The following is a 19,841-nucleotide window of genomic DNA, read 5'->3' on the forward strand; positions in this document are numbered from 1 at the left end:
TTTTATTCACCACCTATAACGGTAACTCCCGTACCGCCTTCTTCTTTTTTTCCAATTCTAAAAGGTACTTTCTTCATTCTTAAAAATTCCCATATTCCATTTGCCAATCTGCCAGTTCCTTTTCCGTGAATTATGTAGCCAATCGTTCTAAATTTTAACACACGATCTGAAAACTCTTCCACAATTGGCAAAGCGTCTTCGACTGTCATTCCTCTGAGATCTATCTCTCTTGAGAAATTCTCGTAGGTTTCGTAAAAGTACTCCTTTTTATTGCTTTCTTTCAAAGGCGCTTCCAATGACAATTCAACATTTTTCAGTTCAACTTCTACTTGCATCGTCTCTGTTTCCACTATGGCCTTTTTCTTTTCTCCGTTTATCTTGATAACGGTGCCTTTTACATTAGTTCCACGAATTTTCACGTACGAACCCACTTTTATTTCTTCCAAATGTGAATCATTTTCGCTTTTTACACTCGTCAGTTCCTTTATTTTCTTTTTTAGTTCGATCAACCTTTTATTTTGCTGGCGCAATTCTTCCGTATTCCTTGATCTTTTTAAAAGGTGAATGGCTTTTTCTATCTCTTTCGACGTTTCCGTTATATTTCGAGATATAGATTGGAGTTTTTCATCGAGTTCTTCAATTCGCTTTTCTTTCAAAACTTCTATCTTTTCGTTAATTTTTTCTTCTTTTGCTTTTAGCATTCTTTCTTTTTCCAACAACTTTTCATTTTTGTTTTCGTACTCTTGAATCATATTCTGGATCTTTTCAATCAGCAAATCCACCTTCGATAGTTCACCTTTTCTGTTTTTTTCGAAAGCTTCTACCAATTCATTTGAAACTTTCATCTTTTTTATTATTTCTAAGGCGTGACTTTTGCCGGGCATGTCCATGTGAATTTTGTAGGTAGGAGTTAAGGTGTTCAAATCAAAACCTACAGAGGCGTTTTTCACCCTTTCGTCTTGTAAGGCGAATGTTTTCAATTCTGGAAGGTGAGTTGTTACCAAAACACGGGCATTTTTTCTTAAAAGCAATTCCAAAACACTTTTGGCAAAAGCCACTCCTTCCGTTGGCTCCGTTCCGTCACCCATTTCATCTATCAACACTAGAGTTTTTTCATTGGCTTGTTTACATATTTCGTCTTCTCTTTTAACTTTAGCTGAAAAAGTACTGAGCTCGTTTTTTATTGATTGATCGTCTCCTATATCCGAAAATACGGATTTGAATACCGTCATTTCAGTTCCAACTCCACTTGGAATTGGTATCCCCATCAACGTCATGAGGGCAAAAGTACCGACGGTTTTAAGTGTGGCCGTTTTTCCACCTGTATTTGGACCGCTTATCACAACGGCTTTGGTTTTTTCATCCATTTCAAAGTTTATCGCCACAACTTTTTGTGGAGAAATAAGTGGGTTCCTACCGTTGACTATTTTTATCTTTCCATCGGTTCTCAATTTTGGGATTACACAATCGTTTTCACGCGCGTACCTAGCCCTTGCACACAGGGCATCAAATAGTTCCAAAGTCTCCGTAAGAGATTTGAGTGAATTGTACTTTTCCATCAGAAATTTCGTCATGCTGGAAAGTATTCTGGAAATTTCCACTCTTTCTTGAGAACGCGCCAATATCAGAGAGTCGTTTAATCCTATTAGTTCTTCTGGTTCAACGTAATAAGTAGAAAGTGTTGAAGATTGGGCGTGTACAATTCCCTTAACCATTCCTCTTTTTGAAGCTTTTACTGGTAAAACATACCTTTCGTGGCGTTGAACTACCAATGCTTCAGAAACGTATCCTTTGTTTACACCTTCAAAAAGTAGGCTCTTGGTTTTTTCATTGAGCTGCCTTTCCAAGCTTTTGATTTTCCTTCGAATTTTCAAAAGCTGGGCACTGGCATTGTCTTTCAACTTTCCATCACTGGTGAATGTTTTTTCAAACATTGTGATAAACCCTTCAGGCGGGATTAGTTTCATTGAAAGCTCGTTTAATTTACTTTGAGAAAGCAATTGGGACAATCTTTTAGATACCTTGAAAAGCTCAAAAAAGTCGTGCAGTTCTTTTTGATCGAGTATTCTTCCGGTTTTTGCCAATTCAAGGTGCTTTCTCACGTCCTCAACGTTGTAAAATACATCTGAGATTTCATCGATTCTTTCAAGCACGTCTTCAACCTTGTCAAACGTGTCTTGGACGTCTTCAACCTCTTTAAAGGTCGTAAAGTAAGCCCTCCCATAAGCGGAGAAGGCTTTTTTTCTTACCATTTCGAGAATTGAATCAAATTCCAATTCTTGAAGTGTTTTGTAATCTACATTCACGCCTTTTTCACACACCTTTTGTGAAGTCATAAGTTAAAGATATATAAAATGGGCTTATAGAATCACCATACTTAAAGGCATCTTTAAAAACGTAGGAAAGATCAAGGGTGAAATCGTAGTACGAAATTCTCATTCCGAAGCTCAATTCCTTTGAAAAGGATTTGGAAAGTGTCATTTTATATCCGGCCAAAGCTTGGAGAAAATCGGTTATGGGGAATATCGTTCCAATCCCAAATTCTTTTGAGCTTAAGTTCAGGTACGAACTGGCTGTGAATTTAGAACCGAAATACGCCGCCCCCATCACGAATTCTGGAGAGTACCCTTCAACTTCAACAGGGCTTGAGTTCCACGTGATGCTTGCAAAAAGATTCTTCGCCGTCAAAGAAAAATTCACATTGTCAAATTTTAAAATCGTTCCAATATCCAAAGAATGTCCTTTTCTTATATCACTCCCATTCCACGCATTTAACTCTGCGCCGAGGGAATAGTTTTGAAATTTGTAAGCCCCACCAAATGTCAATTTGTATTGATTGTACAGCTCTTCGTCCGTTGGATAAGTGTATTGAATGGATGCCCCAAAAGAAAAACGTTTTACCTTAAAAGTCGTACTCAAAAATTCGTTTCGTATGACACCTAAAAAATGTTCGGTATGCGAAAAAAAGGCTTCGTCTTTGCCATTCGCCATGCCCGCTGGATTGTATGTTATACATTGGGCTCCTTCGTAGAGAGGGTAAATCGCTCCTCCTATTGCCCTGGAAAAGGTGGAAGGTTCGTTGAATTCGTTCAAAGTGTAAGAAAAAGAAATCACTCCAATGAGTAAAATGGACGCCAAAATCACAATTTTTTTCATGTTCATCATCTCCCGCTATTTGACGATCGAAAATGATTCAATTTGCTTGTCACTTATTTCATTTGGCGAGCTTCCAACGCTAACAATGGCGACGTACAATCCATTTGGAAGTGTGCTGGTGTCTAGAGTGTATATGAGATTTCCCAAGTTCTTGATTGCTTTTCCGCTTTGAATATCGACAACACTTGATCTCATGTCGTATATTTCGAGCTTGTAATAACAGTCTTTGTCTACAGAAATGAAAAATTGAACCGTTTTTCCCAAAGCTTTTCGAGGCATTATCACAAATGAGTTTATCTTTGGAGTTGAAGAGGAAGAAACATTTGGAGAAATTCCAACGGCGTAAGTTCCAGCATCTTCTTTAAAAGAGACCATGCCTTCTCCGGGAATTACAATTGGGGTCGCGCTGTCGCTTATCCATTTTCCATTTTCTTCTTTGTAAATTTTCAGTTTATCGTAAAATCCGTTAACCATCGCAATGTTTATTCGAAGATGATAGATGAATTTTTTTACTGGTGTGGCGCTACTGGCAACGGTAACCACATCTGAAACTGGCATAAAAGAGTTGTAAGCGCTGTAGTAACTCAGATTTTCTTCGTTGCCTTCGTAAAATAGCGCAATCACACTTGTGGATGAAAAGGTGTCTTTTGTGATGGTAAGCCACCCTTCATCATCGAAAGAAAGATCTGCCATTTCACTATTTGCAACGTATCTATTTACGGTTTTAGATAGCACGTAGTTTACATCACAAAAAGTTGCGTAGAAAGTTAAAGGACCGGCAATTTTGGAGTAGTTGTAAAAAGCGGTCCATGTTGAAGGAGAAGGATGAATGATACTTAACTTCTTTTTATTTTTACCATCTTCCGCGTAAATTGTGGGCGTACTTTGGGATATAACTTTTACAACCGCATCATTTTTTCCAATGTTTAAGCTCATTTTTTTGAAAGAAGAAAGCGCTTCAACTTTTATTTTTGGGAAGAAGTAAAACGTCTTGACTTCATTTTGATAAATGTAATTTATCTTTACAGTTGAAAGATCATATTCTCCGGCGTTGCTCAGCCTTAAAGTTGAAGAAAAATGAGTGTTGTTTGATGGAAGATAGTACGAAAAAGTTTTTTGCCCTCCTTGTGGCAAATGCCACATAACGGTAACGTTTTTAACGGTGATTCCGGAGTGAAAAATTGAGAAATCAAAGTTCACATCGCTACCCACACTTGCGCGAGTGCTGGAGATGGAGATTGGAGAAACCACCAGGCCATCCGGGCCTTCTAAAATCCGTGCCAATAAAAGTTTTTTCATGTTTTCTCGCGGATCATTTGTAACTGTGTATGCATCAAAGGTATAAATTTGACCTGGAACAAGAGAAGCGTTTACGGTTATCTTCAATTCACGCGCTTGACCGCTTTCTATCTCTCCTTTTGAAGGAGAGATTTTTAATTCGCTTGGAGACGAATAAGTTGTAAATTTCAACACTTCGCTTCCAATATTCTTAATAGAAACTTCAGCCGTGGCAGCGCTATTGGTTATAAAATTATCGTAAATCACAGTTGAATTCACACTTGCAGCTGGAATATTCGTTGTGAAAGTTGCGATGTTTGAAACAATTTCAGTAGATGTGGAATTAAGAAATATTTCTGCCAAAGCTTTGTAGTCTTTTGGACTTTTCGATGTCACGTAATTCCATATGTAATTTTTTCCTGAAATCACCGGATTGTAAAGCGTGATCGTTGAAGAATTATCAAGGAGTTTAATAACCACGTATTTCATATCTTGCGTTGAAGAAAGAGTTGCCACAAGTTTTACATTTTCACCGGGTAACAGATAAGCTGGCGTTACGGATAGCGTAACAAGTGGAAAGGGAAAAGATATAACACACGTTAAAATGAATAAAGAGGTGAGAATTGCTCTTTTCATTGTATATCCCCCCTTAAGTTATTTCTCTTAGAAAATCAACCTTTACCTTTTTTACAGAGGTGTTGTCTGGCAAATAGTTCCACATGCTGTCCAAAGAAATTCCCTTAACGTAAATTATAAATGTAGAAATTGCTATACCATGAGAGACAACTATTATATCTCCATACTTTTCGGAGAATTCTTGAATTGCGCTTACCATCCTTTCCTGCACTTCTTTCAACGTTTCAGAGCCTTCAATTTTCCATTTTGAAGGTGTTTTTTCCCAAATTTCAGAGGACGGCTGCTTCATCACTTCTTCAAAGCTCTTCCCCTCCCACAGGCCTAATTTCATTTCTCGCAATCTTTCGTCCAATGCGATTGGAATTTTGCATTCTTTAGATATTATGCAAGCCGTTTCTTTTGCCCTTTTCAAATCGCTTGAAATTATCAGATTGGCTTTATATCTTTTCAACTCCATTGCCACTTCTTTTGCTTGCCTTTTGCCGGTTTCGTTAAGTGGTGTGTCGCTTTGCCCTTGAACTATGTGGTGAAGGTTTGCATCAGTCTGGCCGTGTCTGACTAAAAATATTTGAGGGATCGTGAAGCACCTCCTCTTTGGCTTTTCTTTAGTACTTTAAACATTATAGCATTATGCTTTTTCAATTCGAAGGCAAGTACCAACAAAAGGATTAAATGTTAAAATAGGTCCAAAATGGAAGGGGTGATGTTTTCTTGAGTTTTTACAAAACAAAAATTGGAATAGTGGGGGCAACTGGGGAAGTTGGCAGAACCATCTTAAAAGTTTTAGAGGAAAGAAGATACGATTTCGCTGAGTTAAGACTTTTTGCTTCGAAAAAATCTGCAGGAAAGGCGCTGAAATATAGAGAAAAAAATTACACCGTAGAAGAGTTAACAGAAGATTCTATGAAAGAGGGGTTTGATTTTCTCTTGTTTTCGGCTGGAAAAAGCGTTTCAAAGAAATTCGCTCCAATTGCCGCCAAACATGGCTCAACGGTGATAGACAACTCATCCGCTTTTAGGATGGATGAAAAGATTCCTTTGGTAGTACCTGAAATAAATTCTAATGTTTTAAATGGATACGGTGGTATAATCGCGAACCCAAATTGTTCAACAATCCAAATGGTATTGGTGTTAAATCCAATTTTACGGGAATTTGGAATAAAGCGGGTTGTTGTGACAACGCTACAAGCAGTTTCTGGGAGTGGACATAAGGGAATTGTCGAATTAGAAGAGGAGTTAAAGGATGAAAGTTACGAGCCGGGGATTTATCCCAAAAGGATAGCCAACAATTGTCTTCCTCACATAGGAGATATTTTGGAAAATGGCTTCAGCGAGGAAGAAATGAAAATGGTAAATGAAACGCGAAAGATAATGGAGTGCGATTGTGACGTTGAAGCAACAACCGTAAGGGTTCCCGTTATTTACGGACACAGTGAGAGCGTGTACGTGCAATTAGAAAAGAAAGCAAGCCTAAAAGAGATAAAAGAAGTTCTTTCGAAAGCTCCAGACGTCGAGATTTGGGAAGATTATCCTACTCCCATAGAGGTAAGAGGAAGCGACAAATCTCATGTTGGAAGAATAAGGGTTTCTCATGACGGAAGGGCCATCCTCTTTTGGAATGTGGCGGATAACGTGCGAGTTGGCGCGGCAACTAACGCTGTGAGAATACTGGAAAAACTTTTGAACAATTCGTGATAATGGCGGGTTTATGTGATATAATTTTTTCAAGCTATATAAATTCGAAGGGAGGAAACTTCTGGTTTTTTGTCAGAAGGAAAGCATGGTAAAAGTAGGTCAGATTGTCGAAGGAACTGTGACTTCGATAAAGAATTTCGGCGTTTTTGTTAAACTCGAAGAAGGTGTTGACGGTTTAGTGCACATCTCGAAGGTGGCAAATGGTTACATAAAAGATGCGAATGATTATCTTAGTGTTGGGCAAAAAGTGAAAGTTAAAGTGCTCAAAGTCGGCAATGATGGAAAGATAGACCTTTCCATAAAAGACGCCGGTGAAGTTTTGGAAAAGAAAGAAACTTCTTCTGTTCACACTTCAAAGGAGCACAAAGGGGGGAGAAGCGAAAAGCAAGAAGATAGCCAAAGTGATTTCGAGAAGAAAATGTCGAAATTTTTGAAAGACAGTCAACAAAAATCAGGCGATCTAAAGCGGAGAGCTGAAAGGTATCGCTGATTTATTCATAGAGCAAACTGCGAGGGCTTGAAAAAAGGTAAAAGCCCTCGCCTTTTGTTTTCTCACATTTGTTGATAAGCTCTAATCCGTAAAAAGTGGAGCCAGATCCTGTCATCGCCACAAGATCACACGAAGAAAGGGCAGCATTTGCCTTTTTCACGAGGAGAGGATCTTGACGTTTAACTAATTCTTCAAAAACGTTGTACGAATTGAAACGTGCTTCGTTCATTTTTTTGTTTTTTAACGCGTTGTACAACTGTAAAGGGTCGCCCATCTTTTGAAAAAGCCCGTTTTCGTCTATTTCATGGTACATTTGCGGCGTTGAAAAGCCCTTTGTAGGAAAGTAAAAATACCCTTTGAGGCTTAATGGAGGCAATTCCCTTATCTTTTCTCCCTTTCCTTCAACGAGGGCACATCCGCCTTTTACGAAAAATGGTACATCGCTTCCCACCTTTTGAGCCATTTTCATAAATAGGTTCATTTTTGAGTATTTTTTACATAGATACCACAAAACCGCAGCCGCATCACTGCTTGCACCACCTAGACCGCCTTTCATGGGAATGTTTTTTTTTAATTTTATACCGATTTTCACTTTTAGACCGGTTTCTTCTTCGAAAATTCTTAAAGCTTTGTAGATGGTGTTCGTTTCGTCCCATTTTAAGTTTTCGTTGCATGTGAAGTGCTCTTCTCCTTCAACTATTTCAATGTTATCGTGCAGCGAAACGTTGTGCATGAGGCTCAATATGTTATGGTAACCGTCTTCTCTTTTTGAAACAACGGCAAGGTATAAATTTACCTTCGCATACGCGTATAAGATCATATTTTTTCCATCCCTTCCTACAGGAATTTTACCATTAAATATCCAATAAAAGCGCTCACAACGAAGTACGGAAAAGAATATTTGTGGAAAGTAAGGTACATTCCCTTTTCTTTTTTCATTCTTAAAGCGATTAAATTTGCGAGCGAACCAATGATCAATCCATTTCCACCAATGTTAACCCCGTAAATTATAGCGAGATACGAGGATGAAAAATTTGAAACGAAAATTGCGGCTGGAACGTTGCTAATTATCTGAGATGATATTAAAGAGAGTAAGAAGGTTTTTGAGGGTGTAAAAGGAGAAAAGAGCTTAATTAAAAGTACGATCAATGGAATTTTGGTGATGAAATATATATTCACAAACATGAGTACGAAAATCGCCAACAAGAACCAATCGACTTTTTTCAACATATCTTTTCTGACAAAAAAATAAAAGGCGTAAATGGGAGCGATGAAGAAAGCTTCCATGTGAAATTGCATGATCATCACGTACAGAATAAGTATGATTATAGAAACCATTCCAAGTTTGTAGTTAACTTGGAAGCTTTTAGTGTCGTATTCTAAAAGTAATGGTTTCCTTTTGAAGATAAACAAGGCGAAAAGTAAAAGCAAGCTTACCATAAAGATTTCAAGTGGCAAAGAACCTACAATGAAATTAGTAAAATCCGTGTTCCACATATGCCAGAGAAAAAGATTTTGAGGGTTACCTATTGGGCTTACAGTCGAACCCACATTTACACTTAAAGCTTCAAACACGATCAATTTGCTCACATCATTTTTAAAAAACTTCTTCAGGCTCAGTGTGATTGGCACCACAATAAAGAGTGTTATGTCGTTTGTTAAAAACATTGAAAGTATTATAGAAAGAAGTATAATGGACATTGCTAAAGTTCTTTCCGTATGTACGTGCTCTAAAATCTTTGAAGAAATTTTGTCAAAGAAAGAACTTTCTTTTATAGAAACTGTTATCACAAGTAGTCCAGCTAGCGCTTCGATGGTGTTCCAATCAACGGATTTGAATGCCTTAAGAAAATTGTAAGGCATAAAAAAAGTTAGAATAATCATCAAAAAAAAGAGAATAAAAAAAAGTTTTTCACTTTTCAAAATGCTTAAAACAAGCGATTTTCCCATTTTTATCCTGCCCTTGATAAGTAAGGTACTTTTATTCGCCCATGTTGTGCATGAACATTACGAAGAACAATTTTAGTCATGCCAAACGGATTTGCTTATATGTTATGACAAGTATTTCTGAAATGAAATTCAATCCCTTATCCAAACACTTTGTAACATTGACACACGCTTTTAGTTATCCATATTTTAACCCAAAAATCATTTTGTGACGAAGTTAACATAGACAATTAAAAGTTATTTTATAATTTTGAAAGAATAGAGGCATAAAATTGATTGTGAGCATATGACCAAAACAAAGGAGGAAAAATGGCAAGGCCAAAAAAATACAGGATAGTTGAATATTCTTTAAAGCCAACCATTTTTAAACCAAATAGAAAAAGTTCAGCCCAAGTTGAGCTCACAATAGATGAACTAGAGGCTATAAGGCTTGCGGACCTTGAAGGAATGTATCAAGAAGATGCAGCGGAGATAATGGGAGTCTCGCGTCAGACGTTTGGAAGGATCGTCAGGTCGGCACACAGGAAAATAGCCGATGCGCTTGTGAACATAAAAGAGATTAGAACGGGAAAATTTGATGAAAAATGCCGAAAAATTAAACTCATGAAATGTGAAAGCTGCGGTAAAATATGGAAAGTTCCCGAAAATTATGAAGGAAATGAATGCCCTGAATGCCACGCGAAAAATGTTCATGTTCTTAAGATAGAAGATTGAAAGTGTAAAAAAGGAGGAATCATAGTATGAAATTCGAAAAACTATTTTCACCAATCAGGGTGGGAAGCTTAACGTTGAGAAACAGAATAATTTTTCCACCGATTTCAACGAATCTTGCAAGCGTAAGTGGAGAGGTAACGGACAAACTCATATACCACTATGCAAGAAGGGCAAAAGGTGGTGCTGCACTCATAACACTTGAAAACGCGTGCATAGATTATCCAGCAACGATGGAGGGAGCAACACAGCCACGATTTGATGACAAAAGATTTGTACCTGGCCTGAGTCATTTGGTAGAAGAGATACATAAGTACGGTGCTCTTGCTTTTGTAGAACTTACCCATCAAGGGCTTTTCGCATCTCATTTGCCGGCAATAGCCCCATCCGATGTACCTTTGAGGCTAGATGGGAAACACCCACATGTGCTGAATAAAGAGGAAATAGAGAAAGTTGCCGACAAGTTCGCACAAGCAGCTTTAATTGCAAAAAAGGCCGGATTTGATGGTGTTGAAATAGAGGCGGCTCACGGTTTGCTGGTAAACGAATTTCTTTCACCAGTCGCAAACAAAAGAACAGATGAATACGGTGGAAGCGTTGAAAATCGCACAAGATTTGCAAAGCTCATAATAGATAAAATAAAGGCTCTTTGCGGGTCGAATTATACCGTTACCGCAAGACTTGGCGTTATCGATTATGTGGACGGTGGCATTACACCCGAAAAAGATGGAGTGGAAATAGCGAAAAAATTTGAAGAATACGGATATGCCGCTTTACACGCGGATGTTGGATTTGGAAACAAAGAAAAAAGATTGGAACCGATGGCTTATCCACAGGCCTGGCGTTCTAACTTCGCAAAAATTTTGAAAGACAATGGAGTAAAAATACCGGTTATTGCCGTTGGAATGATAAGAGAGCCAGAAGTTGCGGAAGAATTGCTCGAAAACGGCACGGCAGACATCGTTGCTTTAGGAAGAACGCTTATTGCCGATCCGGATTGGCCTGTAAAGGCGATGTACGGAAAAGAGAAAAGCATCAGAAAATGCATTGGATGCTCGGAATGTATAGTTTCTAGGCACGCTGCGGGAACGGCAATAAGATGTGGAGTAAATCCAAATGTGGGAAAGGAACGTGATTATGAAATCGTGGTTCCGGCGGCAAAACAGAAGAAAGTTGTTGTTGTGGGCGGAGGCCCTGCCGGATTGGAAGCCGCAAGAGTGACGGCCTTAAAAGGGCATAAAGTAGTTTTATTCGAAAAAGAAAAATCGTTGGGAGGCGCCATAAGATGGGCGGCCGTTCCTCCGGGAAAAGACAAGATGAGATGGCTTATAGAATATTATGAAAATGAATTGAAAGAGCTAAACGTTGAAGTTAAGACGTCAACTTACGCGGACGAAAAAACCGTGATGAGTGAAAATCCCGATGAGGTAATACTAGCAATTGGTTCAGATCCACTTGTACCACCGGTAAAGGGAATCGATGGGCCGAACGTTTTACTTTACCCGGTTGTTCTGGAAGGAAAAAAAGTGGAAGGCAAAAAGGTAGTCGTGGGTGGTGGAGGTTTAGTTGGTTGTGAAACTGCTCTTTACCTTGCCGAACAGGGACATGACGTCACAATTGTGGAAATGCTTCCAGACATTGCAATAGGGATGGAACCAATAAGCAGAAATTATCTCTTAAATGAGTTGAAAGAGCACAAAGTTGAAGTTTTGACATCTTCCAAGATAAAAGAATTAACTGATAATTCTGTTAAGTTTGAAAAAGATGGAAAGATTGAGGAAATACCTTTTGACAATTTTGTAGTTGCTTTTGGTGGCAAACCACGAACTTTTGAGAAACTCCCTGTTCCAATCAGAGTGGTGGGGGATGCCGTGAGGGTTGCAAAACTCGTTGAAGCCGTGAGAGATGGCTATGCGGCTGGAATAGAAGCGTAATTGACTGTGATTTTTCACAAAAGAAAGGCAATAATTTTGCCTTTCTTTTGTTAGGAAGAAACGCCACACGCACATAATCTTTTTTTAACAGAAAAAAACACTAATGTCTTGTTTTTTTACAAAAGAAAGAGTAAAATTTATTTTGAGCATATGACAAAAATAATTGAAAGCGGGTGAATGAAAATGGAAAAAAGAGAAATAGGGAAGATGGAAAAGTTTAAGAAACATCTTGATAAATTCATACCAGTTTACGTTCCAATTGCCATGGTTGTTGGATTGCTGTTGGGACTACCGTTGCACCACCAAATAGCTGCCAGCAAGTCCATCTTCAGCATTCTGAACCTTGTAGTTGTTCTTAGCATGATTTATCCAATGATGGTTGGATTGAATATGGGAGAAATGAAAAACTCATTTAAAATGTGGAAACTTCTCCTTTTTGGTTTGGTGATGGGATTGGTTTATCCTCCTCTTATTATGTACTTGCTTTCTTTGATCATACCTGTAAATTCTTATCTGGCATTTGGGTTAATATTAGCGGTGGCAGTTCCTTGTTCCTCAATGTCGATCGCTTACACTGGTTTGTCAAAGGCGAATACGGAGTTAGCAACTATTTTAGTTGCGATTTCCTTCATACTCGCTTTGGTAACAGTTCCAATGTGGCTTTCCATATTTGGAAGTAGCTATCACGTGCCAGCGCCCATGTTTCAAATCTTGAAAACCATAATAATGATCGTCGTTATACCGATGACTCTTGGATATGCCACGAGAGAGTCGATACTCTTGAAGGGCGGAAAAAAATCATTTGCCAAGGCTAAGGCATCTTTCCCCGTGATGTCGTTGTTAGGGATGTACGCGATCATCTTTTTAATATTCATGGAAAAGGCAACGATGATAGTTGGAAAATGGCACGCTATTCTCATAGCGTTGGCTCCCTTATCAGCTTATTACGCTATAACCCTGATACTTCTTACACTTGTAGACGTGGCTTTTAAGGTAAGATACAGGGATCATATGGCTATAACGTTTACGTCCGTTGGAAAAAACGAAGGAACCGCAATGGCCATTGCACTTGGCGCTGGAATAGGTTTGGCAGCTGTTCCTGCGGCTATAACACCACTTCTTCAAATTCCTTTTTTGGTAACGTACATGAAACTGCATTGGAAAATTGCAGGGCGCTTTGCAAAAAGATCTCCACAGCTCGTCAACGAATACGAACTTCATGAAATTGAGGAAGAAATTGAAGAAGTTTAGCTTCAATTCACATTTTTACGTACTTGACTTCCCCAGTTTTTGAAAAGCTGGGGAAGTTTTAGTTACTCCTCCCGATTTTGGGAGACTTATTCAAATCGAATTCATGGTACACTCATTAAAAGAACGATGAGAATTTATCATCTTCTCTTTACAAAAGTCTCAAAAAACAAAAAGAGGTGCCAAATATGGAAAAATACGAATTAGAAGAAAAATTGATCGAAGAAGGTTTGGCTTTAACAAGCGCAAGGGGTATAAAGCAGCTTACAGATGCCATTCCTGAAGGTGAACACACTTACGGTTACTCGCCGGCCGAAATAGTTATGAATTCATTGGCATCATGTTTGATGGTAAATATTCAGAAATTTTCAAAGAAAATGAGATTGGCAATTGATGGCATAGATGTAAAAATCACGGGATATCGCAGATCAAATCCTCCTAAAATAATCAAAATGGAGTACATCGTTTTTCTAAAGACAAATGCGGAGAAACAGAAAATAGATCGTCTTATGGAATACGCTCTTAAATATAGCACCGTTTACAACACTTTAAAAGATGCTGTGGATATTACTGGAAAGGTAGAATTTTAGTTCTCTGCGAATTTGTGTGGATAACATATTTCGAATAATAGCATCCTTTGGGATTTTAATACCGCTTTCCAAGCGGCAAAAGTGGTTTTTCTCGAAGTCCTAGTCAGAGAACGGATTCGCTCCTTTTCATTAAACTGATGAGAACCAGAATTTTTAAGGGAAATAATGATTCCCAATTCTCATGTTAATATTGAAAGGGATCAGGCACTGAAATCATATAATATTAACACTTTGATTCTGCTCTACAATGAAATTCAATGTTGAAAAACCAAGAAAAAATGAATGGAAGGCAAATCTTAATCCTACAAATGTTGATAAAATCGTCACGATTCTGTATAATTCAATTGACGTTACAAACACCGTATGAAAATTTAAAAGTGAAGGGGTGGTTGTAGTATGAAGAAATATCTTGTTTGGATGGGGGTACTGATTTTAATAATTGGAACTCTCAGCTTTTCCTTAACCGTAACTTTTGTTACGGATACCGGCGGGCTTGGAGACAAATCGTTTAATGACAGCGCATGGGCCGGTGTTCAGATGGCTGTCAAAAAACTTGGCGTAACGGCGAATCTCATTCAATCTTACGAGCAATCAGACTACATACCCAATTTAACGGCGGCCGCCCAAATTTCTGATGCCGTTGTAGCGGTAGGATTTCTTATAAAGGACGCCGTTGAAAAAGTTGCTCCTCAATTTCCAAACACGAAATTCATATTCATAGATGGTTCCATTCAAGGAATTCCAAACGTTGAGAGTTTTATCTTCGATCAACAACAAGGTGGCTTTTTGGTTGGATACATAGCCGCAGCAATGACAAAGACAGGCAAAGTAGGTGTTGTTGGTGGTATTCCAATCCCACCTGTTGAGAGCTACATGTACGGTTACAAAGCTGGTGTTGAAACTTACAACGTTCTCCACGGAACTAATGTACAGGTTATTTCTGGATATGTTGGAAGTTTTGACGATCCTTCGGCTGGAAGATCTTTAACTGAAAGTCAGATTTCTCAAGGCGCGGACATAGTTTTTCAACTTGCCGGTTTAAGCGGGCTTGGCGTGATAGATGCAATGAAAGATCAACCGTCAGGTTACTTTGCCATAGGTGCCGATCAGGATCAAGATTATCTGGCCCCTGGTCACGTTTTGGTGAGCGCCATAAAGAGAGTTGATATAGGCGTGTTCGACGGGATAAAATCCGTTTACGACGGAACTTTTGTTGGAAAAACCAAGGTACTTTCTCTTAAAAATGGAGGAATTGGAATAAGCCCTATGACTTACACCAAACACCTTGTTCCAAAACACGTTTTTAAGGAATTAAAAGTGCTTGAGAAAATGATAGAAGAGGGAAAGCTAAAAGTTCCCCAGACAAAAGAGGAATTTTCTTCTTTCCAAGTACCGCAGATAAGTTTTTGAACTTCTTTTGCTTGTAAAAAGGCCAACTTTAAAAGTTGGCCTTTTTTATTCCATGAAAAATTTCAGACTTTTTCGTGCAATTGGCCTCTTGAAAACTATGGAATAAAAGTGCCCTGAAGGGATGGTATAAAGTTTGGGCTTTCCAAAAGCTTCCCAAAGCTGCATTGTTGAATTTAAAGGCATTATCTTATCGAAGGCCGCTTTAAACATGATAACTTTTCCTTTGAAAAGTGGCGCGAAGGGGATGGGATCGTATGTGAAACATCTCCATGGTGCCTTGTACACATCCTTTTGTGTTTTGATACTCTTTACAAAATCCATGTAATTTTCATGGGCTCTTATGCACTTTTCAAGCGTCCCACACCCATCATGATTTTCTCCCCTTTTGTATTTGATTCGCACTTCTTCAGTTATGGGAGAAAGCCAATTTATATACCTGAAATTCCCGCCAGTTATGGCGAGAGACAATTTGTCTATTCTTTCATCCACACCAGCGGAAATAGTCGCTATCATTCCACCGAATGATATACCCATAACATGAGTATGTGAAAATTTTGGAAACCTTTCATCCAACAGATCCAACGTGCTTCGCGCATCCATTACAGCATGTCTAAAGCGTTCGACTGCTTTTGCCGTATCCGCTTCCATGTAATAAGAGCCAGCGGGATATTCTTTTGAAGCCCTTATGTGATTGTATGGCATGATCATAAAAGCGGTGATAAGTCCATGAGAAGCGAAATACCGTGCAAACCACATGAGGTATCTTATATTTCTATCACCTAAGCCATGCAGAAACAAAACTTTTCCTTTCGAATGTGAAATAGGCAGATGCAAAAAAACATGGACTTTTTTCGCTTCTTCCACATCTGTTGGATAAGGTGAAGGGAAAATAATGTGTTCGACGGTATACGCCTCTTTCCTCTCAACTGAAATAACTTTTGCCCCTGACATGTCTATTTTATCGTAATCGTACAACATTCGTGTCATTCCTCCTGTTCTGGGTATTTCACATGGCTTTTCATTTTTTGATAGAGTGGCTTAAGATGATCGTACATATGCCTGTATATTTCATTGAAAATTTGGGAATAAAGTTCAGCATTTTTCTCGTTGGGATTGAATATTTTGGCATATCTTACCATTTTTTCCACTCCTTCTTGAAATGTGGAGTACACCCCGAGTCCCACAAAGGCATCTATTGCAGCCCCCAAACTTGAAGATTCGTGAGTTTCTCCTCTGTAAACCGGCAAATTGAATATGTCAGATATTATTTGGCACACCTGGTTACTTTGCGCTCCACCTCCAGAAACTGCCAACTTTTTTATCTTTATCTTTCCAACTTTCTCTATCTTGAGTTTCCCTTCAAGCAGGGCATATCCCAACCCTTCAACTATTGCTTTGTAAAGATGTGCCCTTGTATGCATGCTTCCAAAACCTATAATTGCTCCCTTGGCTTCTGGCATTTTCAGTCCAGGAGTCCAATAGGGTTGAACTACGAGTCCCAAAGAGCCTGCAGGAACATCTCTTAAAAAATTGTCCATAAGCTCTTCTGGACTTACGCCTTTTTCCATCGCCTTTTGCACTTCTTTTGAGCCAAATTCTTCCTTGAACCATTTCACCATCCAAAAACCCCTGAATATTTCCACCTCCGGATTGTAATATCCCGGAATAGCCGCCACATAGGACGGCATGTACTTTATCGGTTCAAAGTATTTTTGAGTGGTAACCTGTATTGTGGCGGTTGTCCCGAAACTCAAACTTGCAAAGTCTTCTGTGATAGCTCCCACACCAAGGGTTTCGCAACTTTTATCCGATGCCGATGCGATTACCGGAATTTTCGGAGGAAGATGAAGAATATCTGCGGCATCGTTTTTTAGATCCCCAAGAATTTGGGATGGTTTGACCAGATCAACTAATTTTTCCCCTGAAACTGGAAATATTAAAGATTTTATGTCATTTGGATCTGCCCATGCACCTTTCTTATGATCGAAAGGAAGGTAGCCAACTTGAGAAGCGTTTGAATCCACAAATCGACCGGTTAATTTGTATATCAAATATCCTGATAGGAATAAAACTTTGTGCGCTTTTTTTAAAATGTGGGGCTCATTTTGCCTTATCCAATTTATCTTCGCCTCACTTTGCGCTATCTTAATTGCTTCGTCCATTCTTGCTAATTTATATCCAATATTTTTCAAAAATGGGATATGCACATCGAAATAGGCCTTTCTTTGATCTAACCAAACTATCGCGTCTCTTAAAGGTTCTCCGTTTTTATCCACCATGATCATTGTTGCGCGCTGTGAGGTTACGGTTATGGCTCGAATGGAATAAACTTCATTCGGCTCGGTACTATCTACTACACTCCTAACAGATTTTACAAGTGCGTTCCAATAGACCAGTGGATTTTGCTCTGCCCAACCAGGCTTTTTGCTGAAATATGGCTCATACGCCACCTGGGCCTTTTTTAGGATTTCTCCATGCTCATTTATCAAAAAAGCTCGCAAACTTTGTGTTCCACAATCTATGGAAAGAACATTCACCGCTCATTAATCACCCTTTTTTGTCATTTTTTACTTCAGCAAAAAATAGAGACCCTTATTGGGTCTCTATTATACATTTTATACATCCCTGATTTTTACTTTACTTCCGCTTCTGAAAGTTCATCGACTTTCTTTATAGCTTCTTGCAAAAAGTCATATTCAAGAATGAACGGATACTTTTCTGCCCAGTGTTTTATTTCTTCTGGATGATTCTGGAACCACAATCTATCTAAACCTTCACCATGAGTGGTGCCTTTTTCTTTTATCTCTTCGATTTGATCTTTGAATTTCTCTTCCCAAACAGGATCGAGTTCTTTGTGTACTTCTTTGGAGTATTCATCCAAAACTGGAGCAAGTTTATCTATTATCTTACCTTCACTGTCATCAGTTGCGATAGCATGGTGTCTTTTGACAACTTCTCTGAGCACCCATGGATTATCTATGATCATACAAGGCGTTAACAAATTATCTGAATGTGGTTGATGGAATCTGATATCAGTCAAGAATGGAGATTGAAGCGCTTCTACGAGGCTTTTTTCATAAAGATTGTCCGTGGAGAAATGCGCAAATATACAGGGTTCAACGTCTCCCTTGTTGTTAATGTGAATGTAACGTCTTCCGCCTGCAATACATCCACCAACACTTGGAGCGTCATTCCAGAAGTCCATCAAAAAGTACGGTTTTCTCGATCTAAGATCTCTAACGAAATCTCCCATCTTTCTTCTTTGTTCCGGTAAAGGCATCAATTCTGGAATAGGATCTCTGCCAACTGGCATGAACAAGAAGAGCCAACCAAAGAAAGCTCCCTTGTCTATCCAGAAATCGTAAAGTTCGTCAGATGTCAGCGTTTCAAAGTTATCTCTCATGAAAACGAAAGAATTTCCGTAAATGATTCCTCTTTCTTTCAATTTGTCGGCTGCGGCAAGGATCTTTTTGTAAGCGCCTTTTCCCCTCGTTTCATCGGTTTCCTTTTCCCATCCGTTAACACTTAAAACCGGATAAACGTTTCCCAGCTCCTTGATCTGATCCGCAACTTCATCCGTTATGAATGTGGAATTTGTGAATATCTGGAAAAGGCAATCGTCGTGCTTTTTAATAAGATGATACAGTTCGTTCCATCTTAAGAATGGTTCTCCTCCTAAGAATGTGTAGAAGTAAGTTCCAATTGCTTTACCCTGTTGAATTATGTCATCCACTTTTTCAATGGGCATGTCATCGTTTTTCGTATAATTCGCAGAATAACAACCTTTACAAGCCAAATTACATCTCATTGTAGGGCTTATCAAAATGGTGTAAGGTGCGGCAAAGCCGTTCTTTTTAACGGTTTCCTCTTTGTTGTATTTCATCCAAGCCAAATTGACGTTGACAAGGAAATTTATGAAGAATTTTTTCACTATTTCTTTGTCTTTTTTGAAGAGGCTTATTATCCATGCCCTTGAACCTGGGTTTTTTTCAGTCCACTTAGCGAACTTAGATAGGTTATTAGTTCCTCCTATCGTTCTTTCCAATTTCATCAAAGATTCTATGGCTTTATCAAAATTGTTTTCGGGATCTTTCGATATGTAATTAACGTATTTGCTAACTGCCGCGCTTATCGCTAACTTTGTAGCTTTATCTTTGATGGTGCTTCCTATACCCATCTTTTATCTCTCCTTTCAAAAAATGAATTTTTACCGTTCGGTCAAAAACTTTTCTTATCAATTGTACCCTAATTGATCTTAAATGTCAAGAAGTGCATGAAAAATTCTTTTTTTTGAAAAGTTTTTTTGCTATCATTAAAATGTAAACGGTAAAAAAACAGAAGAATGGAGGCGATTTCATGCCATTGTACAAATATGTATGCCCAAAATGTGGTCATGAAGTTACGTTGCTTAAAAAGATATCAGATGCCGATAACGTTATATGTGATGTCTGTGGAAGCAAAATGGTAAGGCAAATAGGGAATGTTGGAGTCGTTTTTAAAGGGAGCGGTTACTACATTACAGACAGTAAGAAATCGTCCTCTTCTAATTCTTCGAAAAGTTCTAAAGCAAAGGAAACGGTTAAGTCTAAATCATAAGGGTATTGAAAATATTTTTCTTTTATGGTATGCTAAATATGTGTGCCGGGGCGTGGCGCAGATGGCTAGCGCGTCTGCATGGGGCGCAGGAGGTCGCTGGTTCAAATCCAGTCGCCCCGACCAAAGAACCCACCTTTATTGGTGGGTTTT

The 19,841-nt window shown here is 38.7% G+C and carries 17 protein-coding genes and 1 tRNA gene; 9 read left to right on the top strand and 9 right to left on the bottom strand.

Annotation, left to right across the window (positions count from 1 at the left end; genetic code table 11):
- Positions 1-2: 2 nt before the first annotated feature.
- From ACXJIN_RS01345 to ACXJIN_RS01360, 4 genes are read right to left on the bottom strand one after another with little or no spacing between them, the layout of a single operon-like run.
- A complete protein-coding gene (locus ACXJIN_RS01345; RefSeq protein WP_456398889.1) occupies positions 3-2,306 on the bottom strand; it encodes an endonuclease MutS2 in 2,304 nt (767 codons plus the stop codon).
- 7 nt (positions 2,307-2,313) lie between these two features.
- Positions 2,314-3,156: a hypothetical protein gene (locus ACXJIN_RS01350; protein ID WP_456398890.1), complete on the bottom strand. Its 843-nt coding sequence runs from the start codon at positions 3,154-3,156 to the stop codon at positions 2,314-2,316.
- Between the two features lie 15 nt (positions 3,157-3,171).
- Positions 3,172-5,070, bottom strand: a complete 1,899-nt coding sequence (locus tag ACXJIN_RS01355) for a BACON domain-containing protein (RefSeq protein WP_456398891.1) — start codon at positions 5,068-5,070, stop codon at positions 3,172-3,174.
- A 13-nt stretch (positions 5,071-5,083) separates the two neighbouring features.
- Complete coding sequence (locus ACXJIN_RS01360) at positions 5,084-5,647, bottom strand: histidine phosphatase family protein (protein ID WP_456399089.1); 564 nt, start codon at positions 5,645-5,647, stop codon at positions 5,084-5,086.
- 134 nt (positions 5,648-5,781) lie between these two features.
- Here ACXJIN_RS01360 and ACXJIN_RS01365 point away from each other — a divergent pair, with 134 nt between their 5' ends.
- Together ACXJIN_RS01365 and ACXJIN_RS01370 are read left to right on the top strand one after the other, a co-directional pair.
- Complete coding sequence (locus tag ACXJIN_RS01365) at positions 5,782-6,765, top strand: aspartate-semialdehyde dehydrogenase (RefSeq protein ID WP_456398893.1); 984 nt, start codon at positions 5,782-5,784, stop codon at positions 6,763-6,765.
- A gap of 85 nt (positions 6,766-6,850) precedes the next feature.
- Positions 6,851-7,255: a S1 RNA-binding domain-containing protein gene (locus ACXJIN_RS01370; RefSeq protein ID WP_456398895.1), complete on the top strand. Its 405-nt coding sequence runs from the start codon at positions 6,851-6,853 to the stop codon at positions 7,253-7,255.
- A 1-nt stretch (position 7,256) separates the two neighbouring features.
- Here ACXJIN_RS01370 and ispE read toward each other — a convergent pair whose 3' ends face one another.
- Positions 7,257-8,075 carry a 4-(cytidine 5'-diphospho)-2-C-methyl-D-erythritol kinase gene (ispE, locus tag ACXJIN_RS01375; protein WP_456398896.1) on the bottom strand — a complete coding sequence of 273 codons (819 nt, stop codon included), beginning with the start codon at positions 8,073-8,075 and terminating at the stop codon, positions 7,257-7,259.
- A gap of 17 nt (positions 8,076-8,092) precedes the next feature.
- Positions 8,093-9,205 (bottom strand): SLC13 family permease, encoded by a 1,113-nt coding sequence (locus ACXJIN_RS01380; RefSeq protein WP_456398897.1) that lies wholly within the window; start codon positions 9,203-9,205, stop codon positions 8,093-8,095.
- 306 nt (positions 9,206-9,511) lie between these two features.
- Between ACXJIN_RS01380 and ACXJIN_RS01385 the strand changes: the two genes are divergently transcribed.
- The 5 genes from ACXJIN_RS01385 to ACXJIN_RS01405 all read left to right on the top strand — a co-directional run bounded on the left by ACXJIN_RS01385 (position 9,512) and on the right by ACXJIN_RS01405 (position 15,095).
- Positions 9,512-9,916, top strand: a complete 405-nt coding sequence (locus ACXJIN_RS01385; protein WP_456398899.1) for a DUF134 domain-containing protein — start codon at positions 9,512-9,514, stop codon at positions 9,914-9,916.
- Between the two features lie 26 nt (positions 9,917-9,942).
- Complete coding sequence (locus ACXJIN_RS01390; RefSeq protein ID WP_456398900.1) at positions 9,943-11,847, top strand: oxidoreductase; 1,905 nt, start codon at positions 9,943-9,945, stop codon at positions 11,845-11,847.
- Positions 11,848-12,030: 183 nt separating this feature from the next.
- On the top strand, positions 12,031-13,098 hold the full coding sequence (locus ACXJIN_RS01395) for an arsenic resistance protein (protein ID WP_456398901.1): 1,068 nt from the start codon (positions 12,031-12,033) through the stop codon (positions 13,096-13,098).
- A gap of 185 nt (positions 13,099-13,283) precedes the next feature.
- A complete protein-coding gene (locus ACXJIN_RS01400) occupies positions 13,284-13,685 on the top strand; it encodes an OsmC family protein (protein WP_456398903.1) in 402 nt (133 codons plus the stop codon).
- A gap of 396 nt (positions 13,686-14,081) precedes the next feature.
- The gene (locus tag ACXJIN_RS01405; protein WP_456398904.1) at positions 14,082-15,095 is read left to right on the top strand and encodes a BMP family lipoprotein; all 1,014 of its coding nucleotides are present in this window, start codon (positions 14,082-14,084) and stop codon (positions 15,093-15,095) included.
- Between the two features lie 45 nt (positions 15,096-15,140).
- Here the strand turns inward: ACXJIN_RS01405 and ACXJIN_RS01410 are convergent, their stop codons facing one another.
- The 3 genes from ACXJIN_RS01410 to ACXJIN_RS01420 all read right to left on the bottom strand — a co-directional run bounded on the left by ACXJIN_RS01410 (position 15,141) and on the right by ACXJIN_RS01420 (position 19,272).
- Positions 15,141-16,073, bottom strand: a complete 933-nt coding sequence (locus ACXJIN_RS01410) for an alpha/beta hydrolase family protein (RefSeq protein ID WP_456398906.1) — start codon at positions 16,071-16,073, stop codon at positions 15,141-15,143.
- A 5-nt stretch (positions 16,074-16,078) separates the two neighbouring features.
- Complete coding sequence (locus ACXJIN_RS01415) at positions 16,079-17,632, bottom strand: FGGY-family carbohydrate kinase (protein ID WP_456398908.1); 1,554 nt, start codon at positions 17,630-17,632, stop codon at positions 16,079-16,081.
- Between the two features lie 95 nt (positions 17,633-17,727).
- A complete protein-coding gene (locus ACXJIN_RS01420) occupies positions 17,728-19,272 on the bottom strand; it encodes a radical SAM/SPASM domain-containing protein (RefSeq protein WP_456398910.1) in 1,545 nt (514 codons plus the stop codon).
- A gap of 179 nt (positions 19,273-19,451) precedes the next feature.
- On the opposite strand from ACXJIN_RS01420, the gene ACXJIN_RS01425 reads away from it, so the two are divergent.
- Both ACXJIN_RS01425 and ACXJIN_RS01430 read left to right on the top strand, forming a co-directional pair.
- Complete coding sequence (locus ACXJIN_RS01425; protein WP_456398911.1) at positions 19,452-19,691, top strand: FmdB family zinc ribbon protein; 240 nt, start codon at positions 19,452-19,454, stop codon at positions 19,689-19,691.
- A 46-nt stretch (positions 19,692-19,737) separates the two neighbouring features.
- Positions 19,738-19,814, top strand: a tRNA-Pro gene (locus tag ACXJIN_RS01430).
- Positions 19,815-19,841: the final 27 nt, after the last annotated feature.

The sequence above is a fragment of the Mesoaciditoga sp. genome, from assembly GCF_054006115.1.

What these genes read in the sequence shown, in the direction of transcription:
- ACXJIN_RS01350 (WP_456398890.1), bottom strand. Translation starts at nt 3,156, where the DNA reads ATGAAAAAAATTGTGATTTTGGCGTCCATTTTACTCATTGGAGTGATT.
- ACXJIN_RS01355 (WP_456398891.1), bottom strand. Translation starts at nt 5,070, where the DNA reads ATGAAAAGAGCAATTCTCACCTCTTTATTCATTTTAACGTGTGTTATA.
- ACXJIN_RS01370 (WP_456398895.1), top strand. Translation starts at nt 6,851, where the DNA reads ATGGTAAAAGTAGGTCAGATTGTCGAAGGAACTGTGACTTCGATAAAG.
- ispE (WP_456398896.1), bottom strand. Translation starts at nt 8,075, where the DNA reads ATGATCTTATACGCGTATGCGAAGGTAAATTTATACCTTGCCGTTGTT.
- ACXJIN_RS01380 (WP_456398897.1), bottom strand. Translation starts at nt 9,205, where the DNA reads ATGGGAAAATCGCTTGTTTTAAGCATTTTGAAAAGTGAAAAACTTTTT.
- ACXJIN_RS01385 (WP_456398899.1), top strand. Translation starts at nt 9,512, where the DNA reads ATGGCAAGGCCAAAAAAATACAGGATAGTTGAATATTCTTTAAAGCCA.
- ACXJIN_RS01390 (WP_456398900.1), top strand. Translation starts at nt 9,943, where the DNA reads ATGAAATTCGAAAAACTATTTTCACCAATCAGGGTGGGAAGCTTAACG.
- ACXJIN_RS01395 (WP_456398901.1), top strand. Translation starts at nt 12,031, where the DNA reads ATGGAAAAAAGAGAAATAGGGAAGATGGAAAAGTTTAAGAAACATCTT.
- ACXJIN_RS01400 (WP_456398903.1), top strand. Translation starts at nt 13,284, where the DNA reads ATGGAAAAATACGAATTAGAAGAAAAATTGATCGAAGAAGGTTTGGCT.
- ACXJIN_RS01405 (WP_456398904.1), top strand. Translation starts at nt 14,082, where the DNA reads ATGAAGAAATATCTTGTTTGGATGGGGGTACTGATTTTAATAATTGGA.
- ACXJIN_RS01410 (WP_456398906.1), bottom strand. Translation starts at nt 16,073, where the DNA reads ATGTTGTACGATTACGATAAAATAGACATGTCAGGGGCAAAAGTTATT.
- ACXJIN_RS01420 (WP_456398910.1), bottom strand. Translation starts at nt 19,272, where the DNA reads ATGGGTATAGGAAGCACCATCAAAGATAAAGCTACAAAGTTAGCGATA.
- ACXJIN_RS01425 (WP_456398911.1), top strand. Translation starts at nt 19,452, where the DNA reads ATGCCATTGTACAAATATGTATGCCCAAAATGTGGTCATGAAGTTACG.